This is a genomic window from Brevundimonas sp. UBA5866 (assembly GCF_002432125.1).
In the GTDB taxonomy this organism is placed as follows: Bacteria; Pseudomonadota; Alphaproteobacteria; order Caulobacterales; family Caulobacteraceae; genus Brevundimonas.
The window spans coordinates 1-24328 of sequence record NZ_DJFS01000076.1 but is presented as its reverse complement, the minus strand read 5'-3'; the positions used below and the strand labels follow the sequence as shown (position 1 = coordinate 24328).

The following is a 24328-nucleotide window of genomic DNA, read 5'->3' as shown; positions in this document are numbered from 1 at the left end:
TGATAATGCCCGTAATTGTGCGTTGCGGAATAAAAAGAGCCGCCCGGTGGCGGGCGGCTCAGGGTTGTGGGTGGAATATAGCCAAGTTTAAACGTCGAGCACGTCCTGCGCGAATTTGGCGTTTTCCTGAATGAACTGATAGCGGGCTTCGGCCTTACGGCCCATCAGGCGTTCGACCAGATCCTCGATGTCTTCCTCGCTGTCGGGCAGGGAGACACGGGCCAGTGTGCGCTTCTTCGGATCCATCGTCGTCTCCTTGAGCTGGGACGCCATCATCTCGCCCAGACCCTTGAAGCGGCCGATCTCGAACTTCTTGCCCTTGAATACCGTCGCCAGCAGTTCGTCGCGGTGGGCATCGTCGCGGGCATACTCGGACAGAGGACCTGCCGAAATCCGGTAAAGCGGCGGCAGAGCCATATAAAGGCGGCCCTGACGGATCAGGTCCGGCATGGAGCGGTAGAAGAAGGTGATCAGCAGGGCGGCGATGTGCGCACCGTCCACGTCGGCGTCGGTCATGATGACAACGCGCTCATAACGCAGGTCATCGACGCTGAAGCGCGTACCGGCCTGAACGCCCAGGGCCAGCATCAGGTCGGTCAGTTCGACGTTGGCGCGCAGCTTGTCCGCCGTGGCGGAGGCGACGTTCAGGATTTTACCGCGAAGCGGCAGAATGGCCTGGGTCGTGCGGTCGCGGGCCTGTTTGGCCGAGCCACCTGCCGAGTCACCTTCCACGATGAACAGTTCGGTGCCTTCGGCGGCCTGACGCGAGCAGTCGGACAGTTTGCCGGGCAGACGCAGCTTTCGGGTGGCGGCGGCGCGCTGGACTTCCTTGTCCTTACGACGGCGCAGGCGGTCCTCGGCGCGGTCGATGACAAAGTTCAGCAGGGCGTTGGCCTGTTTCGGGCTCTCGGTCAGCCACAGGTCGAACGGGTCGCGCAGCAGTTGCTCGGCCAGCTTGGCCCCTTCGGGCGAGGACAGGCGGTCTTTTGTCTGGCCCTGGAATTCCGGATTGCGGATGAAGATCGAGATCAGGGCACCGGCATTGGCGATCACGTCTTCGGCGGTGATCTGGGCGGCGCGCTTTTCGTTGATCAGCTCGCCATAGGCCTTCAGGCCCTTGACCAGTGCCGCGCGGAAGCCTGCCTCGTGGGTGCCGCCGTCGGGCGTCGAAACCGTATTACAGTAGGAGGCGACGAAGCTGTCGCTGTCACCGAAACCGATGGGCGACCATGTGACAGCCCATTCCAGCGCACCGGCCTCGCCCTTGCGCTCGACACGTCCGGCAAAGACGGGGGTGACGGTTTCCAACTCGCCCACGCGCTCGGCCAGAGCATCGGCCAGACCACCGGGGAAGTGCAGGGTGGCCGAGGCTGGCGTCTGGTCGGTGATACGTTCCGGCGCGCAGGTCCATTTGATTTCCACGCCTCGGAACAGATAGGCCTTGGCGCGGGCCATGCGGAACAGGCGGGCGGGTTTGAACGTCGCGCCTGCGCCGAAGATTTCTTCATCCGGCTTGAAGCGGATGCGGGTGCCCTTTTTCTTAGAGGGGCCGACCTGTTCGATCGGGCCCAGAACGATGCCGCGGCTGAAGTTTTGCCGCCATTCAAAGCCGTCGCGCCAGACCGTGACCTCAAGGCTTTCGGACAGGGCGTTCACGACCGAAACACCCACGCCATGCAGACCGCCCGACGTCTCATAGGCCTTGCCCGAGAATTTGCCGCCCGAGTGCAGCACGGTCATGACGACTTCCAGCGCCGACTTGCCCGGATGTTTCGGGTGCGGATCGACCGGAATACCGCGACCGTCGTCCTGAACCGACAGATAGCCGTCGGCGTCCAGATCGACCTTGATCAGCTTGGCGTGCTTGGCGACGGCTTCGTCCATCGCGTTGTCGAGCACTTCGGCGAACAGGTGGTGCAGGGCGCGTTCGTCGGTGCCGCCGATGTACATGCCGGGGCGTTTGCGGACGGGCTCAAGACCTTCCAGAACCTCGATCGACTCTGCCGAATAGCCGGTTGCCTGCGCGGCGCTGACGGCACCGGCAGACGCCGGAGCGGCAACGGGAGCCTTTGCGGCCGGAGCAACGGGCGCAGGGGCGGGCGGTGCCGCCTTTACCTCGACCGGAGCTTCTTTTTTCGGCTCGGGCTTGGGCTCGGGCTGGTCGTCATTCAACTGGGAAAAAAGGTCCATCAGGTCAGTCTGCGGCGATTCGGATCGAGGTCACCTAGGACGATAAGCCAAGGGGCGCAAGCGGGGGTGGATTATTGGTCCACAACAGTGGGAAAGGCCACGCTAACGCCAGAAGCCGGGTACCCGTGAACCTTGCAGGGCGGCGGGGCGTTCGGCGCGGTATGTGGGACAGTATGCGCCAGATTTTCCAAGCGGGGTGGGATTACGTCCGCCGCAAATGCCTTGATCCTTGGGGGCTTGCCGTTTTGGGCCCCTTGGGGGTAACCGTCCTGCTGAACGCCATCGTCAGGCCGATGATGGCCGAGCGTTTGGGCGCGAGATGATCCGCAGGGGCGCAGCGGTGCGTGGCTCGGACCGCTGGTGGGTGTTCGATGCGGCGACCAAGGCCGAGCATCCCTATCAGACAGCCTTCCTGGAGGCGTCGGACGGCGTGATGGGAATGTGGGGATTTGTGGGCGTAGCCGTCGTTATCTGCGGCTTGTGGCTCTATTCGCGGTTTAAGACCTATTGAGCGGAGCTTTGTCGAACGCCCGTGCCAATGCCGCGATACATAGAACCCACGGCAGGTTCTGCGCGGTCATCACCACGCTTTCTGACAGGCTGAGCAGGATGAAGATGCCCAGATAGGCGAGGGACCACCAACCCTCGCGGGCACCGTATCCACCCACACGGAACAGGTGGACGAGGACGCTCAAGCCAGTGACGCCCCCTGTCAGGATCGCGCCTGTCCAGCCCAGCTCCAGCAGGATGTCGAGCCAGCCGTGGTGGGCCGACGGCACGTCCCAACCCGTGCTGTGGCGTATCCAATTGGCGGGTACCGAATCCTTGCCCCAGAAGGCGTTGTAGCCATAGCCGAGGGCGGGGTGCTGTTCCGAGGCTCTGGCGACGGCGGCCCAGATTTCGGTTCGACCAGTCAAGGTCGGGTCCTTGCCCAGAAGGGCCAGAATGGTGGCGGAATCCATCGTCCATAACCACAACCCAAGGCCCGCCACCACCACGCCGCACCAGACGGTGATGATGGTCAGCACAGGCCCGCCACGGCGCATGACAGTAAGCGCCAGAACCGTTCCCAATCCCAACATCAGACAGACCAGCGAGGTCTTGGACGCCGTCGCCAAGGCCAAGCCCGAGCAGAGGACCAGAATGCCGGCCGCCAGCTTGGGCCGTTTCGCTCCCGCCGCCAGCCATGATGCCGCCCCGACGGCGCAGGCGACCATGACCAGCCCCATCTGGTTCTTTTCGTACCAGATGCCCCGCCACAGCCCGTCATTGACGCCATGGTGCACGCCGATGTGCGGAAGAAGGATGACGAACAGAACCGACAGAACGCCCATCCATAGCCCCGCCATCGCCAGAAGGCGGGGCAGGGCGACGCCGCGGTACCGTGCACCCAGATAGGTGGCAAAGGCCGTGTTGACGGACAGGGCGATCACGCGCCGCTGGGTGGTTTCGGGATCGATGGACCAGTATTTCGAGGCAAAGGCCAAAAGCGCCATCAGCACGACCAACCCGACCGCGGGCCATACCCTGAGCAGTTCGCGCCATCGCAACATGCACAGCCCCGCCGTGACAGCATAACTGGGCAGCCAGAACAGGCGAAGGGCGGTGTTCTCGACCTGATCGGGGGCCAGTACGGGACCGATCAACGCGCCCGTCAGCATCATCAGCACATAAAAGGCCGCGCACTGTTCCCAGACGGGAACGGCGTCGGCCTCGTTATGCGATGAAGGCTTTGCGGCTTGGATCACGCCCAAGCCTTATCGAACGGCGGTAAACAAGAAAAGCCAAGCTTGCGCCGGGACTTCCGAGTTTGTGGATCAGGCCTTCTCGACGAAGGTGTCGATGACCTTCTTCTCGCCCGCCTTGTCGAAGCCGACGATCAGCTTGTTGCCCTCGGTGGACTTCACCGAACCATAGCCGAATTTCTGGTGGAAGACGCGGTCGCCCCGTTTGAAGCCCGCGCCGGATTTGGGATCGGCAGAGGCGATCAGCTTGCCTTCGCCCTCGATGACCGCGCGGCGGGCATAGGCGGGCTGGCTCGACGCGCTGGCGGCATTGGCCTGACCGCGCTTCCAGCCGGGCGAGCCGTAGCTGCCGGAGAAGGTTGGAGCGTCGTCCCAGCGGCTGCGGGCATCCTTCATGCCTTGGGACGCGCCGTAATAGCCCGTGTCGGACGCCACCTCGACGTGCTCGATCGGCAGTTCATCCACGAAGCGGCTCGGCAGTTGGGTCGTCCAGCGGCCATAGACCATACGGTTGGCGGCAAAGCTGATGCGCGCATCGCGTTTGGCGCGGGTCACGCCGACATAGGCCAGACGGCGCTCTTCCTCGAGGCCCTTCAGGCCCTTTTCGTCGATGCTGCGCTGGCTGGGGAAGACGCCTTCTTCCCAACCGGGGAGGAAGACCAGCGGGAACTCCAGCCCCTTGGCCCCGTGCAGGGTCATGATCTGGACGGCACCGTCACTGCTTTCCTCGTCCGCATTGCGTTCAAGGTCCATGACCAGCGACACGTGTTCCAGATAGGACTGCAGATTGTCGAACTGCTGCATCGACTGCACCAGTTCCTTCAGGTTCTCCAGACGGGTCGCGCCGCTGGTGCGGTCGGCCTTCTGCATATCGGTGTAGCCGCTCTCTTCCAGAACGGTCTCCATCACCTGCCAGTGCGGCGTACCCATCTTCAGCAGGTCGCGCCAGCGGTCGAGGTCACGCACAAAGTTGGTCAGCGGCGTGCGCGTGCGGCCCGGCAGCTCGTCCGTCTGCATCAGATGGCGCACGGCCTGCATGGCGGAAACGCCATTCTCGCGGCCGATGTGCAGGATTTTCTGGACCGAGGTGTCACCGACGCCGCGCTTGGGCACATTGACGATCCGCTCAAACGCCAGATCGTCATTTTCGGACTGCAGCAGGCGCAAGTACGCGTGGGCATCGCGGATTTCGGCACGCTCGAAGAAGCGCGGGCCGCCGATCACCTTGTAGGGGATGGCCAGCATGACAAAGCGTTCTTCAAACGCCCGCATCTGGAACGAGGCGCGCACCAGCACTGCGATGTCGCGATAGGGGATGCCGCGACGCCGTGCGTCCTCGACTTCCTCGGCGATCATGCGGGCTTCGGCGTCACCGTCCCAGAAGCCGCGTACGCGGACCTTGTCGCCGCTCTCGTCCTCGGTCCAAAGCTGTTTTCCGAGGCGTTCCTTGTTGGCTGCAATCAGCGCGCCGGCGGCACCGAGGATATGCACCGTCGAGCGGTAGTTCTGCTCCAGACGGATGACCTTGGCACCGGGGAAATCCTTTTCGAAGCGCAGGATGTTGTCCACCTCCGCGCCGCGCCAGCCATAGATCGACTGGTCGTCATCGCCCACGCAGCAGACATTGCCCGTCGATGAGGTCAGCAGGCGCAGCCACAGGTACTGGGCGACGTTGGTGTCCTGATACTCGTCGACGAGGATGTATTTGAAGCGGCGGCGGTATTCCTCGGCCAGATCGGCATTCTGGCTGAGGATGGTCAGGTTGTGCAGAAGCAGGTCGCCAAAGTCACAGGCGTTCAGCGTCCGCAAGCGGTTCTGGTAGGCGGTATAGAGCGCCTTGCCGCGCCCCTCAGCGAAATCCTCGCTGGGCGGCAGCTTTTCGGGCGTCCAGCCACGGTTCTTCCAGTGGTCGATGGCGGCGACCAGCGATTTGGGCGTGTGCTTCTTGGTATCGACATTGGCCGCTTCCAGGAGCTGCTTCAGCAGCCGCTCCTGGTCATCGGTGTCGAGGATGGTGAAGGAGGATTGCAGGCCAACCAGTTCGGCATGGCGGCGCAGGATCTGCGCGGCGACCGAGTGGAAGGTGCCGAGCCAGCGCAGACCTTCGGCCTGATCCCCGATCAGATGGCCGATCCGCTCGCGCATCTCGCGCGCGGCCTTGTTGGTGAACGTGACGACCAGCAGTTCCCACGGACGCGCACGGCCCGTCGCCAGAATGTGCGCGAGGCGCGTGGTAAGCACCCGTGTCTTGCCCGTACCGGCACCAGCGAGAACCAGAACCGGCCCCTCGGTCGTTTCCACGGCCTCGCGCTGTTCGGGGTTCAGGCCCGACAGATAGTCTTTCACAGCGCCTTGAGGCGGCTGAGGGCGGGCGAGGTCGGAGATACGGACGGGCGGTTGATCGGTCACAGTTCACTCGGTCGGCGGAATCGTGAGTGAAACATAAGCGGAACAGGGGCCAAAGTCAGGCCCGCATCGTGTGATTTTAGTCTTCCTGCCCGCCTGCATCGGCAAAGCTGCGATCACCCGAGGCCCATTGGAGTGCAAGGATACGGCAGGCCGAAGCCAGAGGACGCCTTCCACGCCATGCATCGATGCGGATCAGCAGCTCGGCGCGTGTCAGTTTAAGCTCGGTGCCTATCCCGTCCAGAACAGCCCAGAACTCGGGTTCCAGTGCGACAGAGGTCGCATGGCCCGAAAGAAGGACAGAACGTTTTGACAGGTTACTCACGAGTTTACTGGACTCCGGTCATGACTATGGTCGCGGCGTTAGGCTGGCCTTGGGTCAGAACGCCGTGGTGTGTGTCGGTGATGAAGCGCAATTTACCGGCGCTGTCACGGATTTCAGCACTGGCGGCATAGGTGTGGTTGGGTTGTACAGCCGAGGTCGGGACCTGCAGCATGACCCTGAAGGGCGGTGCGCGTCCGTCGAGGGGCACATTCGTCTGGGCCAGCGTCACTGAAGGCGCATCTGCCAGACTGACGTCCTCGACCTTCACTATCAGGGTGTGACCGGCAGGCAGGGCGATACGTTCGCGATAGGCCGCATTGACTTCGACCTGGGTGAATCCGGTTTCCGAAGCCGGCACCGTTCCGCATGCGGCAAGGCCGAGAACAGCTGCGAGGGCAATCAACTGCGGTTTCATAAGCGATCCCTTGGGGCAGTACGCACTGGCTCTTGAACGCGTATGACCTTTTATGGTGCCGTGCGGTGTCGGATGCCTGACACATGGTCGCAGCCAGGGCCGACTGCATCCAATCACTGCCATTAAGGTTGGCGATTTGTAATCCGGGCGGACGGCGAAAAAGTGTATGGACATCCACCTTTTTGTGAAGCTTGCCTCCCCGGAACCTTCGATGACCTCCAACCCGCCGTCAGCGGTTTCCTCCGCGTCCACATCCGGCCTGGCCGCCTATGCCAGCGTGGCGGTATGCGCCATCGTCTGGGGCACGACCTGGTACGCCATCACCTTTCAGCTGGGGGCCGCCGATCCAGCTGTATCGGTGGTGATGCGGTTTGCCATTGCCGCGGTCGGACTGGCGATTGTCGCGCGCCTTTTCAAACAGTCGCTCAAACTGAATGCCAAACAGCATCTGGCCGCCCTGGGGCAGGGCGTCTTTGCGTTTTCAGTCTCCTACTACTTTGTCTATGCCGCCGAGGCGCGCGTGGCATCTGCGGTCGTGGCCATCATTTTCGCCGCCCTGTCATTTGTAAGCCTCGGTGTTTTCCGCCTGCTGTCAGGCCAAAAATCCAGCCTTGCCGCGTGGGGCGGGGCGATTTTGGGTGTCGCGGGCGTGGCGGTGCTTTCTTGGGGCGAACTGGCCAACAAAGGGTTGGGCGAGAGCGCGGCCCTGGGCATCGCCTTCAGCTTTATCGCTGTTTTCGCTTCGGCGATCGGCAACTGGTTCGCGTGGCGTGGCCAACAGGCCGGTTCCGCCGTGCTGCCGGCAACGTCGTGGGCAATGGCCTATGGCACGGGTATTCTGGCGCTGTTCGCTCTGGTGTCGGGGCGTAGCTGGAACGTGGACTGGAGCACGTCCTATGTGCTGTCGCTGATCTATCTGTCGCTGATCGGATCGGTACTGACTTTTGGTCTGTATTTCAGTCTGGCGCGCAGTCGCGGCTATGCTCTGGCGGCCTATATTTCCGCCCTGACCCCGCCCATAGCCATGCTGGTGTCGGTGATATTCGAGGGCGCGCGTTTCGGCCTGCTGGCACTGGCCGGGCTGGTTCTGGTCCTGGCCGGTCAGGTCTTTATCGCCCGCGCCCCAAAACCCTAAAACAACGGATATGTCAGTCTTCGGGCGTCAGCTTGTGACCATCAAGCCGGCGTCCGGACTGTTCGCGTTCGGTTTCGGTCTGGATCTTCTCTGACTTGGACCGCCCGTAAAGCAGGCGGTTGGTTTCCGCACGGGCCTTGTCCTTCTGGCGTTCGGCCTGTTTGCGAAAGCGATTGAGATTGACGACGTTACCCATTGTCATCGGCCTTTGGTGTTGGGGTTTCAGCCGGACCTTGGCCGGTAGCATCATTGTCGTTGGCAGGGACTTCCTCGATCTTCAAAGGTTCGGGGATGTCTTGGGTCGAGACTTCGTTGGAGGGGACAAGGTCCTTCGCAGGATCGTCCTGGTCCACGCGTAGCCAGGCCGAACCGTCGCGAGCTCGCTGACGGGCCAACTCGAACAGCGCGGTCATGGATTCCTGATCAAAGGCCAGAGCCGACGCCTTGACGTTATCGGGGATGGCCGTGAACGACAGTTCCAGACCGTTGCGCCGTGCAAAGCCCGCCGTCACAGCCAGATGGGTGCGCAGCGAAGCCTTGCTCATGCTGTCGTAGGTCCGGCCCAGAATGCCACTGAGACGACCGGGGGTCGTTCCGGTGTTGCGCCCCGTCTGGCCATTGACGATCACATACATGGCACCGCGACCGATAGAGTTCGTTCCACCGGGGGCGGTCCACAGCATCAGGCCTTCGGGTACGGCCAGATACGGCATATTCACACCGCCATCGACGTGCATCTCCAGCATGACTTCGCCCCGATCCGTCAATCCGGGCAGCAGTACGGGCGGGAAGACACCGGGAATAGAGGCCGAGGCCACCAGAACGTTGCGGAACAGGGTCCGCGCCTCGTCATCTCCACGGGCGGCGATGACGCCCATGTCCCAGATCACCGACTCCTGCGTGTCCAGATTGGTCGTCACCACCAACAGACGGCGCCCGGAAGCGTGCTCTCTAGCGATGGCGGCCAGCAATTCGGGGGTCACATAGGAATCGACCAGATCGTGAAGCTTGCGCGATGAAAACAGGCTGGGATTGAAAGCCGCCGCAAAACTGCGCGCGCTGATCAGGCTGTCGGACTGGCCGCTGGTATAAGCCCGGCGCAACTCTTCATCCCATTCGGGACCCAGGAAAGCGAATGGCGCGGCCAAGGCTCCGGTCGATACGCCGGTCACAACGTCGAACACGGGCCGTGTGCCTGCCTCGGACCAGCCATAGATCAGCCCGCCGCCATAGGCACCGTTGGCACCGCCGCCGGACAGGGCGAGCAGGTTGGTGGCTTTGCGGTCGTTCATCAGATCACCGAAGTCACCGAGGAAGTCCGTCACCCGTGCATCGACGCTGGCCTGCGCCTGGGCCGGGGTAATCGGTGACTTGGGATCGTTTAGCCGCAACGGGCCGTCAGGACGGTCCAGCGTTCCACATGCTGCCAGCGAAAATGCGAGTGAAACAACGGCAAGAGGACGAAACAGCGCGCGCATCGAACTTCCAGAGGTGATCGTAGTTTATATGAAGACTGTAATCACAAGCGTTGCCGATCGCTATGCGTTCCCCATTTAATGGATGCGACAAGCTGATCGGCTCCCGCGCACCGTATTTTGAAGGAAGCGCCTTTGTCTCTTATCCGACTCATCCTGAACCTACTCTGGTTCTTTACCGGTGGTGTCATCACGGGTCTGACGTGGCTGTTTGGCGGGCTGCTGCTGCTGCTGACAGTCGTCGGTGCACCGTGGGCCTTCAGCGCCTGGCGGATTGCATCCTATTCCTTCTGGCCCTTCGGTCGCGAGATCGTGTGGCGCGAACCGGACGCATCGGTATTGGGCAAAGGCTGTCTGGGCGTGGGCGGCAACATCATCTGGCTGGTGCTGGCCGGGTGGTATATCGCCATCGGCCACGTGCTGGCGTCCATCCCCCAGTTCATCAGCATCATCGGCATTCCGTTCGGCATCAAGAACCTGGAACTGGCAAAGCTGTCACTGGCGCCTATCGGCCGCACCATCAGGAACAGGGACTGATGGTGTCAGCCGGGCGGGCTGTCTTTTTCCAGGGCGCGCCTCAGGGCAGGGCGGGCATTGATACGCTCTAGATAGCTGTCATAGGGCTCGCCCGCAGGCATGGCCGCGCGGAACCACTGCAACAGGCTGCCGAACAGGATGTCCAGTGCCGAGAACTGGCCAAGGATGAAACCGCCGTCCTTGATGGCACCGCCCCAGCGTCTGTCAAGTTCGGCATAGGCCGCTTTCTGGACAGGGGGCCAACCTTCGGGCGGGCCAGACGCCAGCACAGTCTCCACCACACCGGAGTACAGCCCCAGCCACGCGATATACTCTGCCCGCCGCGGATGGGTCGGTGTCGGGGCCAGATTGGCGATACGGTACCGGTCGGTCAGGAACGGGAAAATCAGCGCGGATTCAATGAGCAGCTGATCGCCGACCTCAAGGGCCGGTACCTGTTTCAACGGGTGCGGATTGGCCGGATCGGAGGCACCCTGGCCATTCATCCGGCGGATATCGACATAGTGGACCGCATAGTCTGCGCCCAGTTCCTCCAACAGCCACAGCAGGCGGGTCGATCGCGTTTGCGGGGCATGATGGACGATCATCGACATGGTGCAGCCTTGGTGGGTGAGAAGCGATTACAGCAGACTAACGCCGTTCATTCAGGCGTGCGACCCAAGAAAAAAACCCCGCCGGAATGAACGGCGGGGCTTCTTCATTATCGGAATGAACCGTCGAAGGCTTACTTCGGCGAGATCATGTTTTCCGGACGGACGTACTGGTCGAACTCTTCGTTCGTCAGATAGCCACCGCCAACGGCTTCCTCACGAAGGGTGGTGCCGTTCTTGTGTGCGGTCTTGGCGATCTTGGCACAGGCGTCGTAGCCCAGCTTGCCGTTCAGAGCGGTGACCAGCATCAGCGAGTTTTCGAGGCCACGCTTGATGTTGTCTTCACGCGGCTCGATGCCGACAACGCAGTTGTCGGTGAAGCTGATGGCAGCGTCGGCGACCAGACGGACCGACTGCAGGAAGTTGTAGGCCATGACCGGATTGAACACGTTCAGTTCAAAGTGGCCTTGCGAACCGGCGAAGGTCAGGGTGGCGTGGTTGCCGAACACCTGAGCGCAGACCTGGGTCAGGGCTTCGCACTGGGTCGGGTTCACCTTGCCCGGCATGATCGACGAGCCCGGCTCGTTCTCCGGCAGGGCCAGCTCGCCCAGACCCGAACGCGGGCCCGAACCGAGGAAGCGGATGTCGTTGGCGATCTTGAACAGCGAAGCGGCAACCGTGTTGATCGCGCCGTGCGAGAACACCATCGCGTCGTGGGCGGCCAGAGCTTCGAACTTGTTCGGAGCGGTGGTGAACGGCAGGCCGGTGATCGAGGCGATGTTCTCGGCGACCTTCTCGGCGAAGCCAACCGGAGCGTTCAGGCCGGTGCCGACGGCGGTACCGCCTTGGGCCAGTTCCATCAGCTTCGGCAGGGTTTGCTCGATACGCTCGATGCCGTTGGCGACCTGTTGTGCATAGCCACCGAACTCCTGGCCCAGCGTCAGCGGGGTGGCGTCCTGGGTGTGGGTGCGGCCGATCTTGATGATGTGGTTCCAGGCCTTGGCCTTGGCGTCCAGCGCGGCGTGCAGGTGCTTGAGGGCCGGGATCAGGTCGTTGACCACCTGCTCGGCGCAGGCCACGTGCATGGCCGTCGGGTAGGTGTCGTTCGACGACTGGCTCATGTTGACGTGGTCGTTCGGGTGAACCGGCTTCTTGGAGCCCATTTCACCGCCCAGAATCTCGATGGCGCGGTTCGAGATGACCTCGTTGGCGTTCATGTTCGACTGGGTGCCCGAACCCGTCTGCCACACGACCAGCGGGAAGTGGTCGTTCAGCTTGCCTTCGATGACTTCGTTGGCGGCCTTGATGATGGCGTCGGCCAGTGCCGGATCCAGCTTGCCCAGATCGCGGTTGGTTTCAGCGGCGGCGCGCTTGACGATACCCAGTGCGCGGACGACCGGAAGCGGCTGCTTTTCCCAGCCGATCTTGAAGTTACCCAGCGAACGTTGGGCCTGGGCACCCCAATAGCGGTCGGCGGCGACCTCGATAGGGCCAAAAGTATCGGTTTCGGTACGGACGTTGCTCATCACGAACTCTCAGACGTGGCGGGAAGTTGGTTGGGGGTGTAGCACTTGCCGCCGTCAGGGCAAGGGAACTGACGCAAGGAAAAGGTAAGTGCGCGTGACGCAGGGCTGGATCGGAACCGGAAAGGTGCGCGCGCGAGAGCAGGGCGACACCGTCGAAATCGTCATCGACGGCCTGACAACACAGGCCAAATACTACAAGCCGCTCATGTACGAGTTCATGCGCAAGGAGTGGCAGTCACGACCGTCATGGGGTGACCACGTGGTGGAGATTCGCATGGAACATGTCGGTGACCCGCCGTGGATGGACCTCGACAATCTGGCCAAGGCCCTGCTTGATTCCATCAAGGGCTATCTGTTCCACGATGACAGTCAGGTCGCGCGCCTGCTGGTCGAGCGTTTCGAGGGCGAGCGCGAGCGGATCATCATCCGCTGCCATCCGCGTCACTCCATCGGAGGGTAACGCCCGAAGGAGGGCAGGCTGTGCAGGTTTTCCATCCAGCCGATACGATCGTCGGTTTGGATCTGGGCCTGTAGCGGGATGGCTGCGGGGTTATCCAGTGTGGCCGATTGCACGTCGATCATGCCGGGGAATATCTGCTCGTTGACGAAAAACAGGCTGGTACCGCAATCGCTGCAGAACAGGCGCTCTGTCCCCGGCGACGAGGCATAGCTTTTGGGCTGGCCCTCGATGCGGATGTCCTCGCGCTTGACCAGTGCCCAGGCGACTGCGGGGGCACCGGACGCCCTTCGGCAGTCGGTGCAGTGACACAAGGTATGGTGGATGGTGTTTTCCGACATTTGATAGTGCACCGCACCACAGTGGCAACGACCCGATATCATCTGGCAATCCTCCCTATTGTTCTTGTTATGTTCTAATACTTGAACGTAACCCTGTCATCCTAATTCGCGGAACTGAAAGACTGCGCGCGATTGAAGCGCAGAACAGGCAGGCGGTACTGCATCTCGGAACCCACAAAGACCTGCGGCTCCGAGGGCGTATCGATCTCGGCGTCGGTTTCGCGGCGACTGACGCAAGTACGGGTCATCTGTGCCAGCGTCAGGAAGTCATCGGCTTGCGGTAGGGTTTCGAGGATACAGGCATCATACCAAGGATAGGTTTCGCCTGCGCCACAGCCAAATGAGGATCGGTCACGACGCGCCGCGGTCATGATCAAGCGGTTGGGCGCTTTCAGCGCATCGACGAACGATCCCGAATAACAGGCCGACAATACAACGATAGTGGGCCGCACATCGCACCAGCGCCGCAGCCAACCCGATAAGTCCGCAGGCGCTATTCCGCGGGTGTCGCCAAAGACCAACTCTCCGGGCGAGCCGTGGCTGGTGAGATAGAGCAGGCATCCACGGCTGCCGGATGACAGCGTCTCTCCCATCTGGCGCAGGGCCTCGGCGGGCGGGGCGGCGTCCGGTTTCGACGGGTTCAGAGTGATGGAGCGGTGAAGGTCGCGTGGCAGCCCTGCGCCCACCAGCGCAGTCGAGAGATCGCGACGCGCATTGTCGAAGGCGTCGATAGGCTTGCCGGCACCGTCACGCCAATCGGCGGCGATCACAACGGACGACCAGCCGTCAAAGCGCGACTGGGCCTGACCCGTGACCGACATTCCGAATGTGAGGCCGACAGCGGCGGCCAATCCGGCAAGAGCTTTGAACATCTGGAACGACACCCTTCTTCCCCCTCGAAGGATAGCTGCCGACAAGACAACGGCCGGTCCTGATGGACCGGCCGAACAACATTACCTGAAATGGTAAAGTCGAAAAGTGGGAGGTTAGCCCGCCGCGTTCGAAATCATGGTCTGGATGTCGGCTGGCTTGCGAATGTCGCTGCCGGGGGTCTTGAAGACTTCAAGCTTGCCCGCCTGCCAAAGTCCCACTTCCAGAGCGCGGGTCTTGGTGTCGGCCAGAAGATAGGCGGCTTCGCGACCGCCTTCGTGCTGTTTGTTGCCGCTGAGGTACAGGACATCACCGTCCTGTTGCAGCGGGCTTTCGACCTGAAGATTGGCTTTGAAGGCTGCGAACTTGTCGCCCAGAAGGGTTTTCAGAGGATCGGCCAGAGGGCTGTTCTCAAGGATGCCGCTTTGCGACGGATACTGGCCGATGGTCGGCTGCAGCGCGGCCCAGGGTCCGGTGATCGGAGTGGCCGTGGCGGTAGCAGCAGGCTCGGCAGGTTGGGTGACGGCTGCCGGTTCAGCCGGAACGGCCGGCTTTTCGGCAGATTGATCACCGCATGCGGCCAGAAGCGCAGTTGCGCCCACGGCGGCAGAAATCCGGGTCACTCGGCCCAAGGTGAACTTGATCATTATGAGGCTCCACACAGCGCAAATACTGCGCCGTGTGAGAACGCCATGTGCGGCTTGGCAGTTGCCTTTATTTTTTGCGGAATTGGTCGAGGGAGACGACCTTGGCCTCACCGTCCGCAGAGGGTTTGGGATCGACGGGAGCCGCATCCGGGTCACGTACAGGCGTGGGCAGGGGCTCGATGTCGGCTTCAACCACCTCGGGCTCGTCAAACTGGAGCATGAACTGCACGCTCGGGTCATAGAAGCGCACGATGGCCTTATAAGGAACGGTAAGAACCTTGGGCGCGCCGCCGAACTTCAGCATGACGCTGAACTGGTTCTCGGTGACCTCCAGGTCCCAATACTGGTGCTGCAGGACGATGGTCATCTCGTCCGGATATTTCGCGGCCACATCGTTCGGCAGCGACACACCCGCGGCGCGGGTCTTGAACGTCAGGTAGAAATGGTGCGCGCCGGGGATGCCCTCGGGCGTGGCCGCACGTTCCAACGCAGCACGAATGACGCCCCTCAAGGCGTCCTGAGCCAAAAGCTCATAGTTCATGTCGTCTACAGGGGGGTGTTGGTCCGTCATCGTGGGGCCTCAAAACTCGCGTCGGCAAGTGTTAGCGATGTGTGAAGCGCAACGAAAGGTGTCTGCACGCCTCAGCGTGATTTTATCGGACACGTTTACTGGAAAAGTGGTGGGTTTCTGTTGCCAGGCACCCACCGGGCCCCGCCTAAGGATCTGAACCCCTAGGAGTTTAGTCGGAAGTTACCGAACTGCATTACGCAGCGAGGCGGACTTCACCAGCGAAGTTATCGTTCGCATTTAGTTTAAATAGCCCGATACGATGAGCCACGTCGGGCGAAAGCAACCTCTTTACACGTCCGTCGATGCTAGTCGGCCCCATACTCGCCCCGCCGATAACGCAAGGTGGAAAGAGAATGGTGGAGCCGCCGGGATTCGCACCCGGGTCCGGTCCGCTTATTACAAGCGCGTTTATCGCCATAGTCCGAGCAAGCTCGAACGCATTGAATATAGGGGGAGTTCGGGCGGCCTACAAGGGTAGATCGCTTGTGCCCGAACAGAGCCTTAAGGGTGGTGGCGCGGCCAGTCGGCCTGCTGGTTGCGGAACCATGTCAGCTGGCGTTTGGCATAGTTGCGCGTGGCCTGTTTCATGGCCGTGATGGCCGTTTCGCGGTCCATTTTGCCCGCCAGCCATGCGGCGATCTCGCGTACGCCCACGGCCTTCATCGCCGGAAAGCCGCTATCCAGATTGCGGGCCATCAGGGCGCGGACTTCCTCGACCGCGCCGGTGTCGATCATGATGTCCACGCGGCGGTCGCAGTTGTCGTAAAGCGCCTGGCGGTCAGGCTCGACGATGATGCCGCGCCACTGGTCAGGGGACAGCAGGGGGCGGGTATCGGCCTTCCATTCGGTCAGGGAACGGCCGCTGGCTCGGTGGACCGATAGGGCGCGGACCAGTCTTTGACGGTCGGACGGGAAGATGGCGGCCTCTGCGGTCGGGTCCACTTCGCGCAGGATGGCGCGGAAAGCCGTCTCACCGATGGTTTCATATTCGGCCTGAACGGCGTCGCGCGTTTCCAGTGGAACTTCAGGGATTTCGGCCAATCCCTTCACAAGCGCGTTAAAATACAAACCTGTGCCGCCAACCACGATGGCGTGACGGCCCTGTGCCTTGGCGTCTGCGATTTCGGCCAGTGCGGCCTCACTCCATTTTCCGACGGACCAGGCTTCGGCGGCATCGACCACGCCGTAAAGGCGGTGCGGGGCCTGTGCTTCATCCTCACGCGGGGGGCGGGCGCTCAGGACATCAAGGTCGGCATACAGCTGCTGGCTGTCGGCGTTGATAATGATGCCACCCGTCGCCAAGGCCATGTCCAGCGCCAGACGCGACTTGCCCGAGGCGGTCGGGCCCGCGATCAGGGTGATATCCGGCAATGAATCGGTCTTGGACAATGGTTCAGGCTCGCGGTTCCGTTCGCACGGCGATAGAAGGCACAAACCGACGCGGCAAGTCCCGTTGATGTTTCGCTGGAGTTTCCCCTTGATCGATCGCGCCTCCGTCATCGCTGTTCTGGACACCATCACCGACCCGAAGACGGGGCAGGGGCTGTTTGCTTCCGGCATGGTGAAGGGTCTGGTTGTGGATCAGGGCCGCGCGGGCTTTGTGCTTGAAGTCGCGGCCTCTGAGGCTGCTGCCTATGCGGCTGTGCGAGATGAAGCCGAGAGCAGGCTCAAGGCCATTGAAGGCATGGAGCGCGTTTCGGTGGTGCTGACTGCGGAAGCGGTCACCAAGCCCGCCCGTCGCACCGCCAGCCTGTCGAACGCCGCCGCCGAACAGACCAAGCCCAAGGCACCGGTGCCGACCGAGCGCCCCGCCCATGTGAGGCGCGTTCTGGCCGTGGCCAGCGGCAAGGGCGGCGTGGGCAAGTCCACAGTGTCGGTAAATCTGGCTGTGGCGCTGGCCAAACAGGGCCTGTCGGTGGGCATTCTGGATGCGGACGTCTACGGCCCGTCCATGCCGACCATGCTGGGTATCTCCGGCAAGCCTGAATATGTGGACGGGGCTATTGTCCCGCTGGAGGCGCACGGCCTCAAAGCCATGTCTGTAGGCGTGCTGACCCAAGCCAACGATGCAATGGTGTGGCGCGGTCCTATGGCATCGCAGGCGATCAACCAGATGCTGACCCAGACCCGATGGGGCACCGCCGAAAAGCCGCTGGACGTACTGGTGGTCGATCTGCCGCCGGGTACGGGCGACGTGCAGCTGACCCTGATCCAGAAAACCCCGCTGGACGGCGCGGTGATCGTTTCCACGCCCCAGGAAGTGGCGCTGGCCGATGCCCGCCGCGCCCACACCCTGTTTGAAAAGGTCGGCGTACCCACGCTGGGCCTGATCGAAAACATGAGCGGCGAGATATTCGGACGCGGCGGCGCGCGTCAGGAGGCAGAGCGCCTGAACATCCCGTTCCTGGGCGAACTTGCGCTGAATGCCGATGTCCGCGCGGGTGGTGACGAGGGCGTGCCTGTGACTATTTCCAAGCCTAATGACATGATTTCAAAGGCTTTTGAGGTAATCGCAATAAGCGTAGCAAATAGCTTGAATGGTTAAGGCTTACGGTTAACATAACCGATCGTTGTAATGGCAAAGCCTGTGATTCACCGGTGCGGGAACCTGGATGCCGGTTCGGAAGTTTGATCGCTTCCTCATGAGTTGCAGGAACAAAGGGGTATTCCGTGAACGACAAAAGTATGCTCCGGAAATCGCCTCAGACTTCGACTGACGCTAAGCCGGAGAAACCGGAAAAGCAGGAGAAGCCTAGGGCCAAGGTTTCCGGTACCAAGACCTTGCGGGACGAGTTCGCAATGGCTGCCTTGGAACACGCGACCAGTGTTTATACCAAGATGACCGTCACCGAACTGGACCGGATGATGGGACGGAAAAACTATTCCAAGGACGAGGCTGTGGCACGTCTGGCCTATAATATGGCCGATGCCCTACTTTCGGCGCGGGAAGTTTAAAATCGCAACTGACTAGACAAGCGAATGGGTGCTACCCATTTCTCCTGAACAAGAAACTGGGAGAAATTGGGTGAGTCTCGACCTTCTGTTCCAACCTTTCCGTATCAAGAACCTGACCTTGCCGAACCGGCTGGTCATGGCGCCAATGACGCGCTCATTCTCACCTGGCGGCATCCCGACCGACGAGGTCGCGGCCTATTACCGTCGCCGCGCTGCTGCAGACGTTGGACTGATCGTGACCGAAGGGACGGTCATTGATCGTCCTGCGGCTCGCAATGACGCCGGGGTTCCGATCTTCTACGGGGATGCTTTGCCCGCGTGGAAAAAGGTCGTGGACGAAGTGCATGCTGCGGGTGGTCTGATTGCGCCCCAGATCTGGCACGTTGGCTCGGCACGGGGGCAGGGTGCCGATTGGGAGCCGTTCGGCAAGGTGGACAGCCCGTCGGGCATGACCTCTCCCGACAAGGTCAAGTTCGAGCCGATGTCGGATGAAGACATCGCCGACACGTTGGCCGGATTTGAAAAGTCGGCCCGCCATGCGCGTGAGCTGGGTTTTGATGCCGTGGAGATTCATGGCGCCCACGGCTATCTGATCGACCAATTCCTCTGGGAAGGTCTCAACCGTCGCGAGGACGCTTGGGGCGGCAAGACCCTGGCCGAACGAAACCGTTTTGCGGTGGAAGTGGTGAAGGCTGTGCGTCGCGGTATTGGTGAGGATATCCCCCTCATCATACGCCTGTCGCAATGGAAACAGCAGGACTACACCGCTCGACTGGCCCATACGCCCGATGAAATGCAGTCCTGGCTGCAACCGTTGGCCGATGCTGGCGTCGATGTGTTCCACTGCTCGCAGCGCCGCTTCTGGGAGCCGGAGTTCGAAGGTTCGGATCTGAACTTTGCGGGCTGGGCCAAGAAACTGACCGGCAAAGCTACGATCACCGTGGGTTCTGTGGGCCTTAATGGAGAGTTCCTGGCCAGCCTGACCAAGGGCGCAGGGGCGCAAAAGTCGGATCTCAATGAACTGCTGCGCCGTCTGGAGCGTGAAGAATTCGATCTGGTGGCGGTTGGCCGCGCGCTTCTGGCCGATCCGCAATGGGCGTCAAAGGTGAAGGAGGGACGGTTCGAGGAGACTGTCGATTTCGATCGCCAGCATATGATGAACCTCTACTGATGCAGAAAGGGCCGCTCTGTATAGGGCGGCCCTTCGATTTCAGGCTTCGATCAGAAAAGCGGTCTGGCCTATATCCGCTCCAGTGTGCGGAAGACGAAATCGTGGTCGTCCTTTTCTCCTGCCTGATGTGACTCGCGAAGGACCTCGTTCCACTCAGCCTCATTGAATGGCGGAAAGAGCACGTCGCCGTCCGGCGCAGCATCGACTTCGGTGATGTACAGGCGTTTGGCCTTGGGCAGGGCGGCCTCGAAAATGGCTGCTCCGCCGATGATGCAGATCTCGTCCGCGCCATCCTCTACGGCCTGTTCGCGCGCGATCGAGATGGCGTCGGATAGGGACGTCACGACAAGGCATCCCTTTGCCTTGCTGCTCTCGTGATAGGATTCATCCTTGGTCAGCACCACATTCAATCGACCCGGAAGCGGTCGCAGTGGCAGGCTTTCCCAGGTTTTGCGGCCCATGATGCAGGGTTTGCCGATTGTTACGGCCTTGAAGCGCTGAAGGTCGGATCTCAGTCGCCAGGGCAGATCGCCATCTTTGCCAATCACGCCGTTGCGGCCGCGCGCAACCACAAGTGCGATAGAGGGAAGGGGCAAATCGAACTCTCCTAACGGAATCAGGGGCGGGATGACCCGCCCCTTCAGCCGTCAGGTTAGGCTTCTGGCTCTAACACTTTCAAGCGGAACAGAATGCCACCGACCGCAGCACCGACCAGCGGTGCAACGATAAAGACCCACAACTGGCTCAGGGCCTGACCTCCCGCCAGAACGGCGGGACCAAAGCTGCGGGCGGGGTTCACCGATACGCCCGTGACCTGAATACCGACAATGTGGATTACCGCCAGCGTGATACCGATGGCGAGGCCTGCAAATGCGCCGTGCCCCTTGGCTCCCGTCACGCCCAGAATGACGATCAGGAATATGGCGGTCGCGACGATTTCGAAGACCAGACCGGCCTGAAGGCTGTATCCACCGGGAGAGCCGGCCCCGAAGCCGTTCTGGCCCAGCTGCGCAAAGCCGGTCTTGGCGATCATGCCCAGAATGAAAGCGCCCAGCAGGGCACCGATAAACTGGGCGATCCAATAGACCACCATGTTCCTGGTCGACATGCGTCCGGCGATGAACGCACCGAAGCTGACAGCCGGATTGACGTGGCAGCCCGATACCGGACCGATCCCATAGGCCATTGCGACAATGGCAAAACCAAAGGCCAGGGCGATACCCAGTTGCCCGACGATATCAAAGCCGCCCAGAACCGCGGCACCACAACCGAACAATACCAAGACAGCGGTGCCGACGAGCTCGGCCGCAAACTTCTTGATCATCGAAAGCCTCCCATAGGCCCGTCCCGGCAGACTCTTCTGAGGGATCGGTCCTATGAGTTGAAACAATCACAGGTGGTTTGGCTATCCGCTGTTTCGTGAGTTTACGTTTGCGGTTCCAGCCAGCTGAGCCACTTGCGCTTCATGGCGTCTTCGATGTCGATATCGTTCATACGGCAGTAGATCAGCAGCATGCCGAGAACATCGGCGGCCTCGTCGGCGCGTGCCCGGGGATTGGCTGTGCCGCGCGCGCGTCGGGTCAGGCGCAGATGTTCCTGGGTGAGTTCGCCCAGTTCTTCCTGCAATTTCAGGATCGCCCAGTCGCGGTCGCGGTCGATGGCATGCTCACGCGCGTATTTGTCAGAGATGCGCATGACCGCATCCTGAAGCTCTTGGATATTCATTCTTTTAATCGTGTTTTTAGACCGAAACGGCGGCCTTGATATGAGGGTGTGCCTCATAGCCGACGAGGGTGAAATCGTCAGGACCGAATGCGAACAGGTCGGTGTGAGGCGCGATCTGCATCGTCGGGAAGGGCAGTGGCATGCGCGTCAGTTGTTCGCGGGCCTGATCCAGATGGTTCAAGTACAGGTGGGCATCGCCGAAACTATGGACAAACTCGCCCGGTTCCAGACCGACAACCTGCGCGACCATCATCGTCAACAAGGCATAGGAGGCGATGTTGAAGGGCACACCGAGGAAGACATCGGCCGAGCGTTGGTACAGCTGGCAGCTCAGTTTTCCGTCGGCGACGAAGAACTGGAACAGGCAGTGGCACGGCGGCAAGGCCATGTCATCGACATCAGCCGGATTCCATGCCGAAACGATGTGGCGGCGGCTGTTCGGATTGGTTTTGAGGTTGTGCACCAGCTTTTCGATCTGGTCGATGACGCGGCCATCAGGGGCGGCCCACGAACGCCATTGCTTGCCGTAGACAGGACCCAACTCGCCCTCGGCGTTGGCCCATTCGTCCCAGATGCTGACCTTGTTTTCCTTGAGCCAGCGGATGTTCGTCTCGCCGCGCAGAAACCACAGCAGCTCGACGATGATCGAGCGGGTGTGCAGCTTCTTGGTGGTCAGGAGCGGAAAGCCCTTGGACAGGTCAAAACGCATCTGGCGACCGAATACGCCCAGAGTGCCTGTGCCGGTGCGGTCCTCGCGTTTCGATCCATTTTCAAGGATGTCACGAAGCAGATTCAGGTACTGCCACTCGGGGTGGTCAGCGGGTGCCGCAGCGATGCGGTCGTGGAGATCGGCGAGGGCTGCGTGCGCTTTCATTTGATGAGGATGCCAGCGAATCGCCGGGTTTGTCAGTGCCATCGACGTGCCACTTGTGGACGATCCCGATCACAAAAAGTTGGGCCCCTCAGTGGATGCTGACGGGCCCATTTTAAGGTCTTGAAATCTATCAGGTCCCCGGCGCGAGGCGTTCGTTCTGGACCCAGCCGATGTTGTCGTTGTCGTCCATTACCTCCCACCAGACGCCTTCGCGTTTGCCGGTCGGATAGACGCGCAGGCCCTGCGGCAGGGCACGGACAACCGAGCCACCGTCCGGAGCAGAGCGCAGGGTCGAAGGCTGTTGGACGGTATAGGTCTGGATCGGAGCATCGCGGGCGGCATCACCGCTCAGGCCGCCAAGCTGGGTGACCATGTCGGTGTAGGCCTGAATGAAGGCGGCTGCGACGATGCGGCCAATCTCGGTGTTTTCATAGGCACCGCCGCCCAGAGCGCCCGCGCCGAAGCCCGCAGCCCCAGCGCCCCATGAAATATTGTTGCGAGAGGCATAACCCTCGGTCACGGCAACCGTTTCAGAGGTGCGTACGCTGGTCAGCGACAGCACGGTGTTGGCTTCCTGACGGCGTGTGCGCAAACCGCCGACAATGGCACCTGCACGGCCACCGAGGGCTGCGCCGGCAAGACCGGCCAGGGCCGATCCGCCTGCATTGTCGTTCTGGCTGGCGATTTCGCCGACCAGCACATAGTCGGCCGCGCGAACCTGACCGCCGCCAACGTTGGAGCCGCGCTGCAGATTTCCGTCAGACGCCAGATCGCGTTCGCGCTGGGCCACATTCATGCCTGTGCCACGGTCAACGAGGGTGAAGCAGCCCGAACGCTGGATCACAACACGCAGGAGCGACTGCGGCGGAGACAGTTGAAGCTCGCGCCAATAGGACGACTGCCCGTCAGCAATGGTGATGGTGCCGAGATTGGTCGCGCAACGCGGGATCTGCGCGACTTGCTGGTCCTGGGCGCGCTGTGCACCCGAACGGCGGTTCTGCGCCTCTGCGATTGAAGGAAGTCCCAGTGTCAGCGCCAGTGTGGCGACAACCAGTGTGGAAGGCTTGGGGGGCACGGCGTTTCCCTCTTGTAGCTATGCTTTGGAACGACTTTATTTCACGTTCCGCAACGAGTCACAAACAAGATTTTGCCATAGTTCGTTGAGCTCAGAAGCAAACCTTTGCCATTCAAGCACATGGTCTTCGGTCTTTGGCTTTGTGAGACTGAGTTTGTGGTGGCCAATAAAAAAAGGGCCCGCCGAATGTTCGGCGGACCCTGATGAGATGTGTTCGAGGATGAGTCGATGTTCAGAATCCTGTCTTGCTGAACCCAGCCGGTGGTGCCGGCCTCGTCTTCGACCTCGACCCAGATGTCATCCTCTTCGCCCGTCGGATAGACACTGGAGCCCGCAGTCAGTTGCGAGACGACACGTCCGACGGGCGCATTGCGCAGAATGGCATTGCGCAGGACTTCGGCCTCTAGGGGTTGGGATGCGCGCGGCGACGGGGGGGGCGGCCTCGATGGCGGCGTCCAGACGGCCGTCATGCGCCATTTCCAGCCCCTGTTCGAAGCGGTCCATGTTCACAATACCCCCTGTGCCGCTCTCCAACGCGATGTTTGCGACATAGCGGGTGGCACGGTTGCGCCCCACAACACCCAGCACGCCTGTGCGGCCATCGCCCATTTTGACCTCATTGGTCAGATTGGCTGCCAGAGCGAACTCCACGGTGCGCGCCGTGGATGGCGGTGGAGAACCCGGAATGCGCTGGATCAGGGTAAAGCACCCCGATTCGCGGATCAGATAACGCAGGATATCGGCTGGAGGCGTCATGCCCATATGGCGGAATATGTCCTACTGGGCTTCGACGATGACCACATTGCCGATATTCTGCGTACAGCGCGGGACGAGAGGATTGCCGCCCGCGCGACCTTATGCCTGTGCCGTTGACGCAACCGCCACGCAGGAAACAAGGGCGGAAAGCAAAATGGATTTACGCATACACACTTGTAGAAACTAAAAAACTAACAAAACTAAAGACTTAAGGCGGATTACTTCAGGCGGTCTTTCAGCACCCAACCTGTGGTGCCATCAGACGTGCGAACCTGAATCCAGTCTTCGTTCTCCTCGCCGGTGCCAGTGATTATGGTGCCGGCAGGCAATGGAGACAGAGCGGTCCCTAGCGGCGTGTCGCGCAACACGGCAGTGCGCGCGACTTCCAGAGATTGGCCACCCGCACGCGCCGACACAGGTTCAGCCTTCGTCACGGGTTCAGCGCGCGGAGCAGGGCGAGGAGCCGCGGCGGCAGCGGTCGGCTCCGCGCGAGCGGCGACATATTCAGCTTCACGGATTTCGGCCGCTGCCTCGGCGCGGGC

29 protein-coding genes and 1 other RNA gene are annotated in these 24328 nt (G+C 61.5%); 8 read left to right on the top strand and 22 right to left on the bottom strand.

What is annotated here, in order from left to right:
• Positions 1 to 87: 87 nt before the first annotated feature.
• Positions 88 to 2190 (bottom strand): DNA topoisomerase IV subunit B, encoded by a 2103-nt coding sequence (gene parE / locus B3H86_RS09655; RefSeq protein WP_292053321.1) that lies wholly within the window; start codon positions 2188 to 2190, stop codon positions 88 to 90.
• Between the two features lie 173 nt (positions 2191 to 2363).
• Here parE and B3H86_RS09650 point away from each other — a divergent pair, with 173 nt between their 5' ends.
• Entirely contained in the window at positions 2364 to 2513 is a 150-nt protein-coding gene (locus tag B3H86_RS09650) for a hypothetical protein (protein WP_292053320.1), read from the top strand.
• On the top strand, positions 2510 to 2701 hold the full coding sequence (locus tag B3H86_RS09645) for a hypothetical protein (RefSeq protein WP_292053319.1): 192 nt from the start codon (positions 2510 to 2512) through the stop codon (positions 2699 to 2701). Before B3H86_RS09650 ends, B3H86_RS09645 begins: the two co-directional genes overlap by 4 nt.
• On the opposite strand, the gene B3H86_RS09640 is transcribed toward B3H86_RS09645, so the two are convergent.
• The 4 genes from B3H86_RS09640 to B3H86_RS09625 all read right to left on the bottom strand — a co-directional run bounded on the left by B3H86_RS09640 (position 2688) and on the right by B3H86_RS09625 (position 7081).
• The gene (locus tag B3H86_RS09640) at positions 2688 to 3938 is read right to left on the bottom strand and encodes an O-antigen ligase family protein (protein ID WP_292053316.1); all 1251 of its coding nucleotides are present in this window, start codon (positions 3936 to 3938) and stop codon (positions 2688 to 2690) included. The genes B3H86_RS09645 and B3H86_RS09640 overlap by 14 nt on opposite strands.
• A gap of 69 nt (positions 3939 to 4007) precedes the next feature.
• The gene (locus tag B3H86_RS09635) at positions 4008 to 6344 is read right to left on the bottom strand and encodes an ATP-dependent helicase (protein ID WP_292053314.1); all 2337 of its coding nucleotides are present in this window, start codon (positions 6342 to 6344) and stop codon (positions 4008 to 4010) included.
• Between the two features lie 76 nt (positions 6345 to 6420).
• A complete protein-coding gene (locus B3H86_RS09630; protein ID WP_292053312.1) occupies positions 6421 to 6666 on the bottom strand; it encodes a ribbon-helix-helix domain-containing protein in 246 nt (81 codons plus the stop codon).
• Positions 6667 to 6670: 4 nt separating this feature from the next.
• On the bottom strand, positions 6671 to 7081 hold the full coding sequence (locus tag B3H86_RS09625; RefSeq protein ID WP_292053310.1) for a YbaY family lipoprotein: 411 nt from the start codon (positions 7079 to 7081) through the stop codon (positions 6671 to 6673).
• Positions 7082 to 7292: 211 nt separating this feature from the next.
• Here B3H86_RS09625 and B3H86_RS09620 point away from each other — a divergent pair, with 211 nt between their 5' ends.
• The gene (locus B3H86_RS09620) at positions 7293 to 8216 is read left to right on the top strand and encodes a DMT family transporter (RefSeq protein ID WP_292053308.1); all 924 of its coding nucleotides are present in this window, start codon (positions 7293 to 7295) and stop codon (positions 8214 to 8216) included.
• 13 nt (positions 8217 to 8229) lie between these two features.
• Here the strand turns inward: B3H86_RS09620 and B3H86_RS09615 are convergent, their stop codons facing one another.
• Together B3H86_RS09615 and B3H86_RS09610 are read right to left on the bottom strand one after the other, a co-directional pair.
• Positions 8230 to 8418: a DUF4169 family protein gene (locus tag B3H86_RS09615; RefSeq protein WP_292053306.1), complete on the bottom strand. Its 189-nt coding sequence runs from the start codon at positions 8416 to 8418 to the stop codon at positions 8230 to 8232.
• Positions 8405 to 9694: a patatin-like phospholipase family protein gene (locus B3H86_RS09610; RefSeq protein WP_292053303.1), complete on the bottom strand. Its 1290-nt coding sequence runs from the start codon at positions 9692 to 9694 to the stop codon at positions 8405 to 8407. Before B3H86_RS09610 ends, B3H86_RS09615 begins: the two co-directional genes overlap by 14 nt.
• Before the next feature lie 132 nt (positions 9695 to 9826).
• On the opposite strand from B3H86_RS09610, the gene B3H86_RS09605 reads away from it, so the two are divergent.
• Positions 9827 to 10228: a YccF domain-containing protein gene (locus B3H86_RS09605; protein WP_292053301.1), complete on the top strand. Its 402-nt coding sequence runs from the start codon at positions 9827 to 9829 to the stop codon at positions 10226 to 10228.
• 5 nt (positions 10229 to 10233) lie between these two features.
• Here the strand turns inward: B3H86_RS09605 and B3H86_RS09600 are convergent, their stop codons facing one another.
• Complete coding sequence (locus B3H86_RS09600; RefSeq protein ID WP_292053298.1) at positions 10234 to 10821, bottom strand: glutathione S-transferase family protein; 588 nt, start codon at positions 10819 to 10821, stop codon at positions 10234 to 10236.
• Between the two features lie 131 nt (positions 10822 to 10952).
• A complete protein-coding gene (fumC, locus tag B3H86_RS09595) occupies positions 10953 to 12344 on the bottom strand; it encodes a class II fumarate hydratase (protein ID WP_292053296.1) in 1392 nt (463 codons plus the stop codon).
• A gap of 94 nt (positions 12345 to 12438) precedes the next feature.
• On the opposite strand from fumC, the gene B3H86_RS09590 reads away from it, so the two are divergent.
• On the top strand, positions 12439 to 12804 hold the full coding sequence (locus B3H86_RS09590) for a RusA family crossover junction endodeoxyribonuclease (protein ID WP_292053360.1): 366 nt from the start codon (positions 12439 to 12441) through the stop codon (positions 12802 to 12804).
• Here the strand turns inward: B3H86_RS09590 and B3H86_RS09585 are convergent.
• From B3H86_RS09585 to miaA, 6 genes are all read right to left on the bottom strand, one after another.
• On the bottom strand, positions 12786 to 13142 hold the full coding sequence (locus B3H86_RS09585) for a GFA family protein (protein ID WP_292053294.1): 357 nt from the start codon (positions 13140 to 13142) through the stop codon (positions 12786 to 12788). The genes B3H86_RS09590 and B3H86_RS09585 overlap by 19 nt on opposite strands.
• Positions 13143 to 13243: 101 nt before the next feature.
• Positions 13244 to 14014: a C13 family peptidase gene (locus B3H86_RS09580; protein WP_292053293.1), complete on the bottom strand. Its 771-nt coding sequence runs from the start codon at positions 14012 to 14014 to the stop codon at positions 13244 to 13246.
• 114 nt (positions 14015 to 14128) lie between these two features.
• Positions 14129 to 14659, bottom strand: coding sequence for a hypothetical protein (locus tag B3H86_RS09575; RefSeq protein ID WP_292053291.1), 531 nt, complete (start codon positions 14657 to 14659; stop codon positions 14129 to 14131).
• Between the two features lie 67 nt (positions 14660 to 14726).
• The gene (locus tag B3H86_RS09570) at positions 14727 to 15230 is read right to left on the bottom strand and encodes an SspB family protein (protein WP_292053288.1); all 504 of its coding nucleotides are present in this window, start codon (positions 15228 to 15230) and stop codon (positions 14727 to 14729) included.
• A gap of 105 nt (positions 15231 to 15335) precedes the next feature.
• Positions 15336 to 15706, bottom strand: a transfer-messenger RNA (tmRNA) gene (gene ssrA, locus B3H86_RS09565).
• Between the two features lie 25 nt (positions 15707 to 15731).
• The gene (gene miaA, locus B3H86_RS09560; protein ID WP_409450246.1) at positions 15732 to 16601 is read right to left on the bottom strand and encodes a tRNA (adenosine(37)-N6)-dimethylallyltransferase MiaA; all 870 of its coding nucleotides are present in this window, start codon (positions 16599 to 16601) and stop codon (positions 15732 to 15734) included.
• Between the two features lie 106 nt (positions 16602 to 16707).
• On the opposite strand from miaA, the gene B3H86_RS09555 reads away from it, so the two are divergent.
• The 3 genes from B3H86_RS09555 (at position 16708) to B3H86_RS09545 (ending at position 19356) form a co-directional block, all read left to right on the top strand.
• Positions 16708 to 17775, top strand: a complete 1068-nt coding sequence (locus B3H86_RS09555) for an Mrp/NBP35 family ATP-binding protein (protein WP_292053283.1) — start codon at positions 16708 to 16710, stop codon at positions 17773 to 17775.
• 140 nt (positions 17776 to 17915) lie between these two features.
• A complete protein-coding gene (locus B3H86_RS09550) occupies positions 17916 to 18185 on the top strand; it encodes a hypothetical protein (RefSeq protein ID WP_292053280.1) in 270 nt (89 codons plus the stop codon).
• A gap of 70 nt (positions 18186 to 18255) precedes the next feature.
• Positions 18256 to 19356, top strand: coding sequence for an NADH:flavin oxidoreductase (locus tag B3H86_RS09545; RefSeq protein WP_292053278.1), 1101 nt, complete (start codon positions 18256 to 18258; stop codon positions 19354 to 19356).
• Positions 19357 to 19424: 68 nt separating this feature from the next.
• Here B3H86_RS09545 and B3H86_RS09540 read toward each other — a convergent pair whose 3' ends face one another.
• From B3H86_RS09540 to B3H86_RS09510, 7 genes are all read right to left on the bottom strand, one after another.
• Complete coding sequence (locus B3H86_RS09540; RefSeq protein ID WP_292053276.1) at positions 19425 to 19952, bottom strand: dihydrofolate reductase; 528 nt, start codon at positions 19950 to 19952, stop codon at positions 19425 to 19427.
• Between the two features lie 56 nt (positions 19953 to 20008).
• Entirely contained in the window at positions 20009 to 20680 is a 672-nt protein-coding gene (locus tag B3H86_RS09535; protein WP_292053274.1) for an aquaporin, read from the bottom strand.
• 101 nt (positions 20681 to 20781) lie between these two features.
• On the bottom strand, positions 20782 to 21051 hold the full coding sequence (locus B3H86_RS09530) for a phosphoribosyl-ATP pyrophosphohydrolase (RefSeq protein WP_292053271.1): 270 nt from the start codon (positions 21049 to 21051) through the stop codon (positions 20782 to 20784).
• 46 nt (positions 21052 to 21097) lie between these two features.
• Positions 21098 to 21955: a thymidylate synthase gene (locus B3H86_RS09525; RefSeq protein WP_292053269.1), complete on the bottom strand. Its 858-nt coding sequence runs from the start codon at positions 21953 to 21955 to the stop codon at positions 21098 to 21100.
• A gap of 130 nt (positions 21956 to 22085) precedes the next feature.
• On the bottom strand, positions 22086 to 23030 hold the full coding sequence (locus tag B3H86_RS09520; protein WP_292053268.1) for a CsgG/HfaB family protein: 945 nt from the start codon (positions 23028 to 23030) through the stop codon (positions 22086 to 22088).
• A 297-nt stretch (positions 23031 to 23327) separates the two neighbouring features.
• A complete protein-coding gene (locus tag B3H86_RS09515) occupies positions 23328 to 23786 on the bottom strand; it encodes a hypothetical protein (RefSeq protein WP_292053267.1) in 459 nt (152 codons plus the stop codon).
• Positions 23787 to 24004: 218 nt separating this feature from the next.
• Positions 24005 to 24328 (bottom strand): SH3 domain-containing protein (locus B3H86_RS09510; protein WP_292053264.1); only part of this gene is annotated, 324 nt, incomplete at its 5' end.

Coding starts and splice junctions, on each gene's coding strand:
- parE (WP_292053321.1), bottom strand. CDS start 2,190: ATGGACCTTTTTTCCCAGTTGAATGACGACCAGCCCGAGCCCAAGCCC.
- B3H86_RS09650 (WP_292053320.1), top strand. CDS start 2,364: ATGCGCCAGATTTTCCAAGCGGGGTGGGATTACGTCCGCCGCAAATGC.
- B3H86_RS09645 (WP_292053319.1), top strand. CDS start 2,510: ATGATCCGCAGGGGCGCAGCGGTGCGTGGCTCGGACCGCTGGTGGGTG.
- B3H86_RS09625 (WP_292053310.1), bottom strand. CDS start 7,081: ATGAAACCGCAGTTGATTGCCCTCGCAGCTGTTCTCGGCCTTGCCGCA.
- B3H86_RS09620 (WP_292053308.1), top strand. CDS start 7,293: ATGACCTCCAACCCGCCGTCAGCGGTTTCCTCCGCGTCCACATCCGGC.
- B3H86_RS09615 (WP_292053306.1), bottom strand. CDS start 8,418: ATGACAATGGGTAACGTCGTCAATCTCAATCGCTTTCGCAAACAGGCC.
- B3H86_RS09610 (WP_292053303.1), bottom strand. CDS start 9,694: ATGCGCGCGCTGTTTCGTCCTCTTGCCGTTGTTTCACTCGCATTTTCG.
- B3H86_RS09600 (WP_292053298.1), bottom strand. CDS start 10,821: ATGTCGATGATCGTCCATCATGCCCCGCAAACGCGATCGACCCGCCTG.
- fumC (WP_292053296.1), bottom strand. CDS start 12,344: ATGAGCAACGTCCGTACCGAAACCGATACTTTTGGCCCTATCGAGGTC.
- B3H86_RS09585 (WP_292053294.1), bottom strand. CDS start 13,142: ATGTCGGAAAACACCATCCACCATACCTTGTGTCACTGCACCGACTGC.
- B3H86_RS09580 (WP_292053293.1), bottom strand. CDS start 14,014: ATGTTCAAAGCTCTTGCCGGATTGGCCGCCGCTGTCGGCCTCACATTC.
- B3H86_RS09575 (WP_292053291.1), bottom strand. CDS start 14,659: ATGATCAAGTTCACCTTGGGCCGAGTGACCCGGATTTCTGCCGCCGTG.
- B3H86_RS09570 (WP_292053288.1), bottom strand. CDS start 15,230: ATGACGGACCAACACCCCCCTGTAGACGACATGAACTATGAGCTTTTG.
- B3H86_RS09550 (WP_292053280.1), top strand. CDS start 17,916: ATGCTCCGGAAATCGCCTCAGACTTCGACTGACGCTAAGCCGGAGAAA.
- B3H86_RS09535 (WP_292053274.1), bottom strand. CDS start 20,680: ATGATCAAGAAGTTTGCGGCCGAGCTCGTCGGCACCGCTGTCTTGGTA.
- B3H86_RS09530 (WP_292053271.1), bottom strand. CDS start 21,051: ATGCGCATCTCTGACAAATACGCGCGTGAGCATGCCATCGACCGCGAC.
- B3H86_RS09525 (WP_292053269.1), bottom strand. CDS start 21,955: ATGAAAGCGCACGCAGCCCTCGCCGATCTCCACGACCGCATCGCTGCG.
- B3H86_RS09515 (WP_292053267.1), bottom strand. CDS start 23,786: ATGACGCCTCCAGCCGATATCCTGCGTTATCTGATCCGCGAATCGGGG.